Raw genomic sequence first — 13,216 nt, forward strand, 5'->3', positions numbered from 1 at the left:
TGCCGTGAGGGCGCACAGTGGGTGTCAGGTGGGGTAGCAGTGCCGGTGCGCCCCCCTTCGAAGGGACCTGGACCGTGCGATGCCGAACCGTGCCCGCCGTACTCGCCACGACCGCGCTGCTGCTCGTCGCGGGCTGCTCCTCGGGCGGGGGTGACGGGCGGGGTTCGCCTTCGGAGGGCACGGTGACGGGGACGCCGTCCGCCTCCGAGACCGGTCCGCCCGCCAAGGGCTCGGTGAAGGTGCTGCGTACGGTCGCCGAGGGTCTGAAAAGCCCGTGGGGACTGGCCCCGCTGCCGGACGGGAACCTGCTGGTCTCCTCCCGTGACGACGCCACCCTCACCCGGATCGACGCGAAGACGGGCGGGAAGACGGTGGCGGGCCGGATCTCCGGGGTCGAACCGGCGGGCGAGGGCGGCCTGCTGGGCATCGCCCTCTCCCCCGGCTTCGCCTCGGACCACATGGTCTACGCCTACTTCACCTCCGCCTCCGACAACCGCGTCGTCCGTGTGCGGTACGACGAGAAGCGGGCGGCCGGTGATCAACTGGGCGCCCCCGACACGGTGTTCAAGGGCATCCCCAAGGGCCACATCCACAACGGCGGCCGGATCGCCTTCGGCCCGGACGGCATGCTGTACGTGGGCACCGGTGAGAGCGGCAGCAGCGGGCTCGCCCCGGACAAGAAGTCGCTGGGCGGCAAGATCCTCCGCATCACCCCGGAGGGCGAGCCGGCGCCGGGCAACCCCTTCGGCCGCTCCCCGGTGTACTCCTACGGCCACCGCAACGTGCAGGGCCTGGCCTGGGACAAGCAACAGCGGCTGTTCGCCTCGGAGTTCGGGCAGGACACCTGGGACGAGCTGAACGCGATCAAGCCCGGCGGCGACTACGGCTGGCCCTCCGCCGAGGGCAAGGGCACCGACAAGCGCTTCCAGGATCCGCTGGCCCAGTGGCACACCGACGACGCGTCCCCGAGCGGTATCGCCTACGTGGACGGCGTGATCTGGATGGCGGGGCTGCGGGGGGAGCGTCTGTGGCGCGTCCCGCTGCGCTCCACCTCGGCGGCGGCCCCTCCGCAGGCGTTCCTGGACGGCGAGTACGGCCGGCTGCGCACGGTGGCCCCGGCCGGGCAGGACCGGCTGTGGCTGCTGACGAGCGACACCGACGGCCGCGGCGACCCGGAGAAGGGCGACGACCGCCTGCTGGAGCTGAGGGTCCGCTGAGGGTCCGCTGACGGGGGCGGTGCGGCACCGCCCCCGCTCGTCCGGTCAGCCCGCCGAGGGCAGGCCGAGCAGCACGTCGGAGTACTTCAGCGCGGCCAGCAGCAGGCCGACGACGCCGAGGGCGACACCGCCCCACGCGACCGACTTGATCCAGGGGGCCTGCGGCCGTCCCGGCGCGCCGAACGCGGGCCGGGCGAGCACGGCCACGCCCACGACCAGCGCGGCCACCGCGAAGAGGCCGGCCCACAGGGCGGTGGCGTGCCAGGCGTCGCCGTAGACCGCCTTGATCTGCTGGGCGACGCCCGCCTGGGAGGAGGTCTTGAGCTGGCCCATGAGCTGGGCGCGGGCCGAGGCGACGGTGCCGACCCAGCCGCCGTTGAGCGAGACCAGGCCGAGCGCGGCGGACACCACGGCCGCGGCGCCCTGGCCGACCCCGGACGGACGGCTCGGCTCGGTGACGGCGGCGTCCTCGTGGGTCTCGTCCTGCCCGGGTGCCTGGGCTTCCTCGGTCACGGCGGTCTCCGCCACCGTCTCGTCGTGCTGCGCGCCGGTCTCGGTCCCGGCGCCTTCCGCTGTCTTCGTAGCCATGCCCGGCACCGTACGGACGGAGTCTGAGAGGCGTCTTAACGCCCGCTGTGCGCTGCGCCTTCGCGGGCCGCGCGCCACTCGGGGGCCAGTACCGCCCAGACCTCGGTGTCGGTGCGCACGCCGCGGTGCGGGTAGTTCTCGCGGAGCACGCCCTCGCGGCTCATGCCCAGGCGCCGGGCCACGTTGATGCTGGGCTGGTTGGCCGAGGAGGCGTGCCACTCCACCCGGTGCATGCCGCGTACGTCGAAGGCCCAGTCGAGCATGACCTTCAGGCCCCGCGTGACGAGCCCGCGCCCGCTCGCCGCGGGTACCAGCCAGCAGCCCGCCTCGCAGACCCCGCTCGCGGTGTCCCACACCCGGAACATCAGGCCACCGACGAGCTTTCCGTCCAGCCAGATGCCGTGCAGGCTGCCGGTGTCGGTGCCGCGCTTGTCGGCGTAGCCCTTCAGGAAGGCGCGGGCACCGGCGAGGTCCGGCACCACGTCCGGCAGGCCGACGTGCCGGCCGATGAACTCGCGCTCGCCGTCGATGTTGGCGAACAGCTCCTCCGCGTGCCAGACCTCCAGGGGGCGCAGCTCGGCGCCGTCTCCCAGTGCTGTGGTGTACATCGTGCCGTGTTCCTTCCGCAGTTCCCGGCCGTGGCCGGACCGAGCCTTTCACGGGCTCAGTCGAACTGATCACCGAGGGCCATGATCATCGTCCCCGCTATCAGCAGCCACAGGGCGCGGCGGGTGCGGCCCCGTGCGCCGAGGACGGCGGCACCGGCGCACACGGCGGCTCCCGTGGCGTACGCGGCGGGGACCAGGGCCGGGGCGGGGCCGGACAGGCGGAGCAGGGCGGCGGCCACTCCGGCGAGGGCGAGCACGGCGCCGGTGCCGATGGCGGTCCAGCGGGCGCGACGGGCCTCGTCGTAGAACTCGGCGGACCCGGCCTCCTCGTCGTAGAACTCGGCGGACCCGGCCTCCTCGTCGTGCTCGACGGCGGCCTTCCCGTCCTCGGCGGGTTCCGTCCGTTCCGCCTCCTCGGCCTCGGCGGGTCCGGCGACGGAATCGGTACGTCCACTCATGGCGGGCGAGCGTAGCGCCTTCGTCTCCGGCGCCTCGCCGCGCCCCCGGGAAACAGGACGTGGCCCCGGAGGACGAACCTCCGGGGCCACGTTCAGCGGGTGGGCGCGGGACTCAGCCCTCGCTCACGCCCAGCCGGTCCAGGATCAGCTCCTTGACGCGGGCGGCGTCGGCCTGGCCACGGGTGGCCTTCATGACCGCGCCGACCAGCGCGCCGGCCGCGGCCACCTTGCCGCCGCGGATCTTGTCCGCGATGGCCGGGTTGCCGGCGATGGCCTCGTCGACGGCGGTGGTCAGCGCACCCTCGTCGGAGACGACCTTCAGACCGCGCTTCTCCACGACCTCGTCCGGCGTGCCCTCACCGGCGAGGACGCCCTCGATGACCTGGCGGGCCAGCTTGTCGTTCAGGTCGCCGGAGTTCACCAGCTCGGTGACCCGCGCGACCTGCACCGGCGTGATCGCCAGCTCGTCCAGCGACTTGCCGGACTCGTTGGCGCTGCGCGCCAGCTCGCCCATCCACCACTTGCGGGCGGAGGCCGCGTCGGCACCGGCGTCGATGCTGGCGACGATCAGGTCCAGCGCACCGGCGTTGGTGATCGACTGCATGTCGGTGGCCGAGATGCCCCACTCCGCCAGCAGGCGGGTACGGCGGGCCAGCGGCAGCTCGGGCAGCGCGGCGCGGATCTCCTCGACCCACTCGCGCGAGGGCGCCACCGGGACGAGGTCGGGCTCCGGGAAGTACCGGTAGTCCTCGGCCTCCTCCTTCACGCGGCCCGAGGTCGTGGACCCCGTGTCCTCGTGGAAGTGGCGGGTCTCCTGGATGATCGTGCCGCCGCCGTCGAGCACGGCCGCGTGGCGCATGATCTCGAAGCGGGCGGCACGCTCGACCGAGCGCAGCGAGTTGACGTTCTTCGTCTCGGAGCGCGTGCCGAACTTCTCGCGGCCGTGCGGGCGCAGCGACAGGTTCACGTCGCAGCGCATCTGGCCCATCTCCATCCGCGCCTCGGAGACCCCGAGGGCACGGATGACCTCGCGCAGCTCGCGGACGTAGGCACGCGCGACCTCGGGGGCACGCTCGCCCGCGCCCTCGATGGGCTTGGTGACGATCTCGATGAGCGGGATGCCGGCGCGGTTGTAGTCCAGCAGGGAGTGGGACGCGCCGTGGATACGGCCGGTGGCGCCGCCGACGTGCGTCGACTTGCCGGTGTCCTCCTCCATGTGGGCGCGCTCGATCTCCACGCGGAAGGTCTCGCCGTCCTCCAACTGCACGTCGAGGTAGCCGTCGAAGGCGATCGGCTCGTCGTACTGGGAGGTCTGGAAGTTCTTCGGCATGTCCGGATAGAAGTAGTTCTTCCGGGCGAAGCGGCACCACTCGGCGATCGAGCAGTTCAGCGCGAGGCCGATCTTGATCGCGGATTCGACGCCGGTCGCGTTGACGACCGGGAGCGCGCCGGGCATGCCGAGGCACACCGGGCACGTCTGCGAGTTGGGCTCGGCGCCCAGCTCGGTCGAACAGCCGCAGAACATCTTGGTGTTGGTGCCGAGTTCGACATGGACCTCAAGGCCCATGACGGGGTCGTACGACGACAGCGCGTCCTCGTACGACACCAGGTCGGTCGTGGTGGTCACGGTGAAAACTTCCCTCTCAGCCCAGCAGGACGTCGTCGTCGCCCAGCCGCTTCAGCTCGCGGTAGAGGATGGCGAGGCCGGTGACGATGGCGACGGCGGACGCGGCGGCGTCGATCAGGCGCAGCGTGTCGCGCTCCGAACGGGCCTTCTTGATCTGCTTGGCCACGCCGACCGCGCTGAACGCGGTGCCGGCCATGGACAGGTACGTGCCGGACCTCGACTGCTTGAAGCCCTTGGCCTTGTTCAGTGCGCTCACAGCGACGGTGCCTCCTCGATCAGTGGGTGACCCCACTTTTCCACGAAGGCGGCCTCGACGGCGGCGCCGACCTTGTACAGCCTGTCGTCCTTCAGCGCCGGGGCGATGATCTGGAGGCCGACGGGGAGGTTGTCCTCCGGGGCGAGACCGCACGGCAGCGACATGGCGGCGTTGCCCGCGAGGTTCGTCGGGATGGTGCACAGGTCCGCGAGGTACATCGCCATCGGGTCGTCGGCGCGCTCGCCGATCGCGAAGGCGGTGGTCGGGGTCGTCGGGGAGACGATGACGTCGACCTGCTCGAACGCCTTCTCGAAGTCCCGCGTGATGAGGGTGCGGACCTTCTGCGCGGAGCCGTAGTAGGCGTCGTAGTAGCCGCTGGAGAGGGCGTACGTGCCGAGCATGATGCGGCGCTTGACCTCGTCGCCGAAGCCCGCCTCACGGGTGAGCGAGGTGACCTCCTCGGCGGAGTGGGTGCCGTCGTCGCCGGTGCGGCGGCCGTAGCGCAGGCCGTCGAAGCGGGCGAGGTTGGAGGAGCACTCCGAGGGCGCGATGAGGTAGTACGCCGACAGGGCGAGGTCGAAGGACGGGCAGTCCAGCTCGACGATCTCGGCGCCGAGCTCCTTCAGCAGTTCGACGGACTCGTCGAAGCGCTGCAGGACGCCGGCCTGGTAGCCCTCGCCGCGGAACTGCTTGACGACGCCGACCCGCATGCCCGCCACCGACCCGTTCCGCGCGGCCTCGACGACCGGCGGTACGGGGGCGTCGATGGAGGTCGAGTCCAGCGGGTCGTGGCCCGCGATGACCTCGTGCAGCAGGGCCGCGTCCAGCACCGTTCGGGCGCAGGGGCCGCCCTGGTCCAGGGAGGACGAGAAGGCGACCATGCCGTAGCGGGAGACCGAGCCGTAGGTCGGCTTGACGCCGACCGTGCCGGTGACGGCGGCCGGCTGGCGGATGGAGCCGCCGGTGTCGGTGCCGATGGCGAGCGGGGCCTCGTAGGAGGCGAGCGCGGCGGAGGAGCCGCCGCCGGAGCCGCCGGGGATCTTGGTGAGGTCCCAGGGGTTGCCGGTCGGGCCGTAGGCGCTGTTCTCGGTGGAGGACCCCATGGCGAACTCGTCCATGTTGGTCTTGCCGAGGATGACTACGTCGGCGTCCTTGAGGCGCTTGGTGAGCGTCGCGTCGTACGGCGGGATCCAGCCCTCGAGGATCTTGGACCCGACGGTGGTCGGGATGCCCTCGGTGGTGAAGATGTCCTTGAGCGCGAGCGGGACGCCGGCCAGCGGGCCGAGCTTCTCGCCCCGGGCGCGCTTGGCGTCCACGGCGCGGGCCTGGGCGAGGGCGCCCTCGCGGTCGACGTGCAGGAAGGCGTGCACCTTCTCGTCGACGGCGTCGATCCGGGCCAGGTGGGCCTCGGTGACCTCGACGGCCGTGAGCTCGCCGGAGGCGATCTTCCCGGCGATCTCGGCGGCCGTGAGCTTGATGATGTCGGTCATGACTTGTTAGTCCTCCCCCAGGATCTGCGGCACCTTGAAACGCTGCTGCTCCTGGGCGGGGGCGCCGGAGAGCGCCTGCGCGGGGGTGAGCGAGGGACGGACCTCGTCCGCCCGCATGACGTTCGTCAGCGGGAGCGGGTGCGAGGTCGGCGGTACGTCTTGGTCGGCGACCTCGCTGACGCGGGCGACCGCGCCGATGATGTCGTCGAGCTGGCCCGCGAAGTGGTCGAGCTCTTCGGGCTTCAGCTCCAGACGCGCCAGCCGGGCGAGGTGGGCGACCTCCTCGCGCGTGATGCCAGGCATGCAGCGATCCTCTGGGGTGAGTGAGTGTGGTTTGGGCCGGGGCTGGTCGTCCTCTTTCCGTCGTCCGCCCGGAGGGCGGGTCACGCGGCGTCCGGTGCGTGCGATCGCAAGGCGCCGGAGCGCCCTCGTGGCGGAGCCACGTGGGCGATTCGGCAACGCGGCGAGCGTGCGTGCCGGGCGTCGCGTGACAGACGGAAAGGGGACGACTAGCTCCAATCCTATGGGGCGTGGACCGCTGCCCGGTAAACGGTTTCCCGGCGGCCCCCGGCGAGGCCCTCCCCCACCGCGCCCGGGACGGGTCAGGCCCCCGTGGTGGAGCCGGGACGGACGATCATCAGGACGGTCACCGTCGCCCACAGCAGGTTGAAGACGCCGGTGAGCATGGCGAGGCGGGCGGCGGAGCCCGCCGCCCCCGGAGCGGCTTCCAGCGCGGCTTCCTGGGCGGGCAGGATCAGCAGGCCGAGGACGGCCGCGGCCACCGCGGTCAGGACGATCGAGGTGATCAGCCACCCGCTGCCGAGCACGCCGAGGTTCTGCGCCGTGGCGAACCCGAAGACGGGGACCGCGACGCCGACGGCCGCGTAGACCCGGCAGACGCGGTGCAGCAGCCGCAGGCCCGCGAGCGCCTCCTGGTCGCCCGGATCGCCGTGCGCGCGGCGCAGCGACCTCGGGAACATGCTCGCGGCGACGGCGACCGGCCCGATCGCCAGCAGGGCGGCCAGGACGTGGATGGAGAGGAGCAGCTTCGTCATGTCAGACGCCTCTGGGCGTGCATGGAGGGGATTCCTTCGTGAGGGGCGGGGTCCGGTCCTTGCCGGGTTCGCGGAAAAGCCAACCAGCCGGGCCGCCCCCGCCCCAGTGGCATTAGTGACGCCTTCCGACGGGATATCGCCAGACAGTCTTTTCCGGGCATGTGTGCAGGTCCGGGCTGTCGTCCCATGGCCGTGAAGGCCCGCGTCGCACCGTGCGGGTGGGTATGTTCGAGCCATGCACACCGTCGCCGTGCTCGCCCTGGACCAGGTGATCCCGTTCGACCTGTCCACCCCGATCGACGTCTTCACCCGTACCCGGCTCCCGGACGGCCGCCCCGGCTACCGCATCCGGGTGTGCGCGGAGCATCCGGAGACCGACGCGGGCTCCTTCGCCCTGCGCGCTCCCTGGGGGCTGGAGGGGCTCCGGGGCGCGGACACGGTCGTCGTGCCCGGTACCGCCGACCCCACCGCGCCGCCCGCTCCCGCCGTCCACGACGCGCTGCTGGCGGCCGCCGGGGACGGCACCCGGATCGCCTCCATCTGCTCGGGCACCTTCGTCCTGGCCGCCACCGGACTGCTGGACGGCCTGCGGGCCACCACCCACTGGGCCGTGGCCGGCCTGCTGGCGGACACCCACCCGGAGATCGCGGTCGACCCGGACGTGCTGTACGTCGACAACGGCCAGATCCTGACGTCGGCCGGGGCGGCAGCGGGCCTGGACCTGTGTCTGCACATGATCCGCCGGGACTACGGCTCGGCGGTCGCCGCCGACGCAGCGCGGCTCTCCGTCATGCCCCTGGAACGCGAGGGCGGCCAGGCGCAGTTCATCGTCCACGACCACGCGCCCACGCCACACGGCTCCGCCTTCGAGCCCCTGCTCGACTGGCTGCGGGACAACCTGGGCTCCGACCTCACCCTCGCCGACATCGCCGCCCAGGCCGGGACCAGCACACGCACCCTGATCCGCCGCTTCCGCGAGCAGACCGGCAGCACGCCGTTGCAGTGGCTCCACCGTGCCCGCGTCCGGCAGGCCCAGCATCTGCTGGAGACCACCCAGCAGTCCGTGGAACGCATCGGCGCCCAGGTCGGGTTCGGCTCGCCCACGGCCTTCCGCGACCGCTTCAAGCGCACCACCGGGGTCAGCCCCCACGCCTACCGCCGCTCCTTCACCTGACCCCTCGGACGGGGTCCGGTCCGGGGGACGGAGGGCGAAACGTTACCGCTGCCTGGGCGGGCTCACTCCGCCGCGGGAAGGGCCGCGCGCGGTCGCTGCCACCCCCGGGCGCCCCGGGCCTTCAGCCAGGCCGTGGTCTCCTCGGGAGGCATGGCCGCGGCCACCAGCCACCCCTGTACGGCGTCGCAGTGGAGGTCGCGGAGGTGTTCCCAGGTCTCGTCGTCCTCGACGCCCTCGGCGACGACCACGAGGCCGAGCGAGTGCGCGAGGTCGACCGTGCAGCGGACGATCGCCGCGTCCTCGGCGTCCACCGCGAGCCGGGCCACGAAGGAGCGGTCGATCTTCAGTTCGCTGACCGGCAGCCGCCGCAGGTGGACCAGGGAGGAGTAGCCGGTGCCGAAGTCGTCCAGGGACATCTTCACGCCGTGCCCGGCCAGCGCGGCCAGGGTGTCGGCGGCCCGCTGCGGGTCCTCCAGCAGCACGTGCTCGGTGATCTCCAACTGGAGCGCCCCCGCCGGGACCCCGTGCCGGGCCAGCCGGGCGGCGACGGAACCGGCGAAGCCGGGGGTGTGCACGTCACGCGGGGAGACGTTCACCGCGACCGGCACCCTGAGGCCCTGCTCGCGCCAGCGAGCGACCTGCGCGAGCGCGGTCTCCAGGACGTACTCGGTGAGGTGCGGCATCAGCCCGGAGGACTCGGCGATCGCTATGAACTCGTCCGGCGGGACCTTGCCCCGCTCCGGGTGCACCCAGCGCACCAGGGCCTCCAGGCCGGCCACCTGGCCGTCGAAGCGGACCTTGGGCTGGTAGTGCAACTGCACCTCGTGCGCGTCCAGCGCCCGGCGCAGATCGCCCAGCAGGGCCAGCCGGTCGGGGGTGTTGGAGTCCCGCTTGGACTCGTACGCCTCCACGCCGGTGCGGTCCCGCTTGGCCTGGTACATCGCCACGTCCGCGCGCCGCAGCATGCCCTCGGCGTCCAGCGCGTGGTCGGGGAAGACGGCGACGCCCGCGCTGGCCTCCAGCACGAGCGTGAGTCCGTCGAGGTCGAGCGGCGAACCGAGCGCGGTGACCAGCCCGCGCGCGATCCGGGTGGCCGACGTCGTGGAGTCGGCCACCGGCAGTAAGACGGCGAACTCGTCCCCGCCCAGCCGCGCGGCCTCCGCTCCGCGTGGCAGGGCCTTCTGGAGCCGGTCGGCGATCTGCAACAGCAGCCGGTCACCGGCGAGATGGCCGAGGGTGTCGTTGACCGACCGGAAGCGGTCGAGGTCGATGAGCATCAACGCCGAGCGGGCGCCGATGCGTTCGGCGTCGTCCAGCGCGGTCCAGATCCGCTCCAGCAGCCACTGCCGGTTGGGCAGTCCGGTCAGCGGGTCGCGCAACTGCTCCTCCGCGCGGGCCCGCGCCATCCACAGCGTGGAGTCCAGCGCGATCAGCGGGATGGCGAACAGCGGCAGCAGCTCCGGCCGGGCGTCGGCGACCACGCACACCAGCGGCGCGATGCCGAGCAGCGCCACGACGACCAGTCCCTGCCGGACCAGCGCGGTACGGGCGATGGTGGGCACCCCGCCCCCGCGCGGGGCGTGCAGGTACCACAACAGCCCCCGGCTGACGAGGAGATACGCCCCCGCCGCGAGCACCACCTCGGGGACGGTGCCCAGGTCCCAACCGGCGGGCCGCCAGGGCTCCTCCACGGTGCCCACCCGGCCGAAGGCGCCGAGCACGAGGGCTCCGGCGCCGATGCCGAGGATGTCCACCGCGCCGTGCAGCAGGCCCTGCCGCCAGCAGTTGCGCCGGGCCACGCCGACCAGGACGACGACGGTGAGGCTGACCAGTCCGGCCGGGACCCAGCCGTACAGCAGCAGGGTGGCGAGGGTGAGCGCGGCGCCGGAGGCGGTGCCGCCGCCCCAGCGGGCCCGGCCCAGCATGACGAGATGGCCGACGACGAGTCCGGTGAGCAGCGCCAGCGCCCACCCGGCCGTGCCGGCGGGGAAGAGCGCGCGGCCCCCGCTGAAGGCGCCGTAGAGCCCGGCGCCGAGGGCGAGGGCGGCCGCGGTGGCGAGCGCGGCGGGCAACGTGGGTGCCTGCGTGCGCTGTTGGGAGTCCTGCGAGGGGCCGAGGTCGGCGGCGAGGACCAGCGCCGCGTGCGGATCGCCCCTGTCCGCCGCGCCGTTCGGCCCCGCGCGGTCCTTGCTGCGTCCGGTCCACCGGTTCCCCCGCCACGCGCCCGTGCGGCGGCGCAGGCGCTGCCGTGAGCCGGGGGCGGCGCTCTCGGTCGGTTCCATACCCGTCCCTCTCACAGCCGGCGGTGCCCACGCCACGCGGCCCTAGCCCCGAGGACCGTCAGCGGCTCGGCGGTGGAAAGCCCTTCCCCGTGCCGGCTGTCGGGCACGGGGATGCACCGGCCGCGGCTGGGCACGGCGGGCGCACCTCTCAACAGTAGGCCGCGGAGGGCTTCCTCGGGCAGCGGTCGTGGACGGTCGCCCGAATGCGTACGGGCCACCCGTATGCATCTGATATGCGCCGAACGGGTGGCCTTCAACCGCTACTCCCCGGTCGGAAGCGCGACTTCGGCCGCGGCCTCGGGCCCGCGCTCCAGCAGGACGGCGAATCCGTCCTCGTCCAGCACCGGCACCTTGAGCTGCATCGCCTTGTCGTACTTGGAGCCGGGGTTGTCGCCGACGACCACGAACGAGGTCTTCTTGGAGACGGAACCGGTCACCTTCGCACCCCGGCTCTGGAGCGCGTCCTTGGCCCCGTCGCGGGTGAAGTTCTCCAGCGTGCCGGTGACGACGACGGTCATCCCCTCCAGCGGACGCGGGCCCTCGTACTCGCCGGTGGCCTCCTCCTCCAGCGGGACACCGGCCGCCTTCCACTTGCGCACGATCTCTCGGTGCCAGTCCTCGGCGAACCACTCCTTGAGCGCGGCGGCGATGATGGGGCCCACGCCGTCGGTGGCGGCCAGTTCCTCCTCCGTGGCCGCTTCGATGCGGTCGACGGACCGGAACTCGCGGGCGAGCGCCTGCGCGGCCACGGGGCCGACGTGCCGGATGGACAGGCCGTTGATGAACCGGGCCAGCGGGCGCCGCTTGGCCGCCTCGATGTGCTCCAGCAGGGAGAGGGTGTTCTTCTTCGGCTCGCCCTTCTGGTTGGCGAAGACGGTGACGACCTTCTCCTCGCCGGTCTTCGGGTCGCGCTTGGGCAGTCCGCTGTCGGGGTCGAGCACATGCGCCTTGATGGGCAGCAGCTTCTCCACCGTCAGGTCGAACAAGTCGCCCTCGTCCACCAGCGGCGGGTCGGCGGGCTCCAGGGGCCGGGTGAGCGCGGCGGCGGCGACTCCGCCGAAGTGCTCGATGTCCAGGCACTCGCGGCCCGCGAGATAGGCCACGCGCTCGCGCAACTGGGCCGGGCAAGTACGGGCGTTGGGGCAGCGGAGGTCGATGTCGCCCTCCTTCATCGGGCGCAGCGGGGTGCCGCACTCGGGGCAGTTCGACGGCATCACGAACTCCCGCTCGCTGCCGTCCCGGAGGTCGGCGACGGGCCCGAGGATCTCCGGGATGACGTCACCGGCCTTGCGCAGCACCACGGTGTCGCCGATGAGCACGCCCTTGGCCTTGACGACCTCCTGGTTGTGCAGGGTGGCGAACTCGACCTCGCTGCCCGCGACCTTGACCGGCTCGACCTGGGCGTAGGGGGTGACGCGGCCGGTGCGGCCGACGCCGACCTTGATGTCGACGAGCTTGGTGTTGACCTCCTCCGGCGCGTACTTGTACGCGATGGCCCAGCGCGGGGCGCGCGCGGTGGAGCCGAGTCGGCCCTGGAGGCGGATCTCGTCGAGCTTGACGACGACGCCGTCGATCTCGTGCTCGACGGAGTGCCGGTTCTCGCCGTAGTACGCGATGAACTCGCGCACGCCGTCGAGGCCGTCGACCACGCGGTTGTGCGGGGAGGTGGGCAGGCCCCAGGTCTTGAGCAGGCCGTACGCCTCGGACAGCCGGGTCAGGCCGCTGAAGCCCTCGTGGGCGCCGATGCCGTGGACGACCATGTGCAGCGGGCGGCCCGCGGTGACGCGCGGGTCCTTCTGGCGCAGTGAACCGGCTGCCGCGTTGCGGGGGTTGGCGAAGGGCTTCTCCTCGGCGGCGACCAGACGCTCGTTCAGCTCGAGGAACTTGTCCATCGGGAAGTAGACCTCGCCGCGGATCTCCACGAGGTCGGGCACGTCGTCGCCGCGGAGGCGTTCGGGGATGTCGGTGATGGTGCGGACGTTGGGCGTGATGTCCTCGCCGGTGCGGCCGTCCCCGCGGGTGGCGGCGCGGGTGAGGCGGCCGTGCTCGTAGGTGAGGTTGACGGCGAGGCCGTCGACCTTCAGCTCGCACAGGAAGTGGTAGGTCTGCTCGCCCAGTTCGCGGGAGATGCGGTCGGCCCAGGCGGCCAGTTCCTCGTCGTCGAAGGCGTTGTCCAGGGACAGCATCCGCTCGCGGTGCGCGACCGCGGTGAACTCGGTCTCGTAGGACCCGGCGACCTTCTGGGTGGGCGAGTCCGGGGTGCGCAGCTCCGGGAACTCCTCCTCCAGAGCCTCCAGGGTTCTCAGGAGCTTGTCGAACTCCGCGTCGCTGACGACGGGAGCGTCCTTCACGTAGTACCGGAAGCGGTGCTCCTCGACCTGCTCCGCGAGCCGCCCGTGCCTCTCGCGCGCCTCGGCGGGCACCGCTGTCGTCGCCGCTTGCTTGTCGCCGGCCACCGTGT

12 protein-coding genes are annotated in these 13,216 nt (G+C 72.5%); 2 read left to right on the plus strand and 10 right to left on the minus strand.

Features of this window, described 5'->3' with window-relative positions:
• The first annotated feature begins 89 nt into the window (after positions 1–89).
• Positions 90–1,217: a PQQ-dependent sugar dehydrogenase gene (locus HEK131_RS24045; protein WP_244336991.1), complete on the plus strand. Its 1,128-nt coding sequence runs from the start codon at positions 90–92 to the stop codon at positions 1,215–1,217.
• A 45-nt stretch (positions 1,218–1,262) separates the two neighbouring features.
• On the opposite strand, the gene HEK131_RS24050 is transcribed toward HEK131_RS24045, so the two are convergent.
• The 8 genes from HEK131_RS24050 to HEK131_RS24085 all read right to left on the minus strand — a co-directional run bounded on the left by HEK131_RS24050 (position 1,263) and on the right by HEK131_RS24085 (position 7,299).
• Positions 1,263–1,805, minus strand: coding sequence for a hypothetical protein (locus tag HEK131_RS24050; protein WP_217461717.1), 543 nt, complete (start codon positions 1,803–1,805; stop codon positions 1,263–1,265).
• Positions 1,806–1,840: 35 nt separating this feature from the next.
• A complete protein-coding gene (locus HEK131_RS24055) occupies positions 1,841–2,413 on the minus strand; it encodes a GNAT family N-acetyltransferase (protein WP_217461718.1) in 573 nt (190 codons plus the stop codon).
• Between the two features lie 56 nt (positions 2,414–2,469).
• Positions 2,470–2,871: a hypothetical protein gene (locus HEK131_RS24060; RefSeq protein WP_244336992.1), complete on the minus strand. Its 402-nt coding sequence runs from the start codon at positions 2,869–2,871 to the stop codon at positions 2,470–2,472.
• Between the two features lie 112 nt (positions 2,872–2,983).
• Entirely contained in the window at positions 2,984–4,498 is a 1,515-nt protein-coding gene (gene gatB, locus HEK131_RS24065; protein WP_217461719.1) for an Asp-tRNA(Asn)/Glu-tRNA(Gln) amidotransferase subunit GatB, read from the minus strand.
• A 16-nt stretch (positions 4,499–4,514) separates the two neighbouring features.
• A complete protein-coding gene (locus tag HEK131_RS24070) occupies positions 4,515–4,754 on the minus strand; it encodes a hypothetical protein (protein ID WP_217461720.1) in 240 nt (79 codons plus the stop codon).
• Complete coding sequence (gatA, locus tag HEK131_RS24075; RefSeq protein WP_244336993.1) at positions 4,751–6,244, minus strand: Asp-tRNA(Asn)/Glu-tRNA(Gln) amidotransferase subunit GatA; 1,494 nt, start codon at positions 6,242–6,244, stop codon at positions 4,751–4,753. Before gatA ends, HEK131_RS24070 begins: the two co-directional genes overlap by 4 nt.
• 6 nt (positions 6,245–6,250) lie before the next feature.
• Positions 6,251–6,547: an Asp-tRNA(Asn)/Glu-tRNA(Gln) amidotransferase subunit GatC gene (gene gatC / locus HEK131_RS24080; RefSeq protein WP_018544665.1), complete on the minus strand. Its 297-nt coding sequence runs from the start codon at positions 6,545–6,547 to the stop codon at positions 6,251–6,253.
• A gap of 299 nt (positions 6,548–6,846) precedes the next feature.
• Positions 6,847–7,299 carry a hypothetical protein gene (locus HEK131_RS24085; protein ID WP_244336994.1) on the minus strand — a complete coding sequence of 151 codons (453 nt, stop codon included), beginning with the start codon at positions 7,297–7,299 and terminating at the stop codon, positions 6,847–6,849.
• Positions 7,300–7,534: 235 nt separating this feature from the next.
• Between HEK131_RS24085 and HEK131_RS24090 the strand changes: the two genes are divergently transcribed.
• Positions 7,535–8,473 (plus strand): GlxA family transcriptional regulator, encoded by a 939-nt coding sequence (locus tag HEK131_RS24090; RefSeq protein WP_244336995.1) that lies wholly within the window; start codon positions 7,535–7,537, stop codon positions 8,471–8,473.
• 62 nt (positions 8,474–8,535) lie between these two features.
• Here HEK131_RS24090 and HEK131_RS24095 read toward each other — a convergent pair whose 3' ends face one another.
• Together HEK131_RS24095 and ligA are read right to left on the minus strand one after the other, a co-directional pair.
• A complete protein-coding gene (locus HEK131_RS24095) occupies positions 8,536–10,755 on the minus strand; it encodes a putative bifunctional diguanylate cyclase/phosphodiesterase (RefSeq protein ID WP_217461724.1) in 2,220 nt (739 codons plus the stop codon).
• Positions 10,756–11,015: 260 nt separating this feature from the next.
• Entirely contained in the window at positions 11,016–13,211 is a 2,196-nt protein-coding gene (ligA, locus tag HEK131_RS24100) for an NAD-dependent DNA ligase LigA (RefSeq protein WP_244336996.1), read from the minus strand.
• Between the last annotated feature and the right edge of the window lie 5 nt (positions 13,212–13,216).

Origin of the sequence: Streptomyces seoulensis, from assembly GCF_022846655.1 — a bacterium.
Classification (GTDB): domain Bacteria; phylum Actinomycetota; class Actinomycetes; order Streptomycetales; family Streptomycetaceae; genus Streptomyces.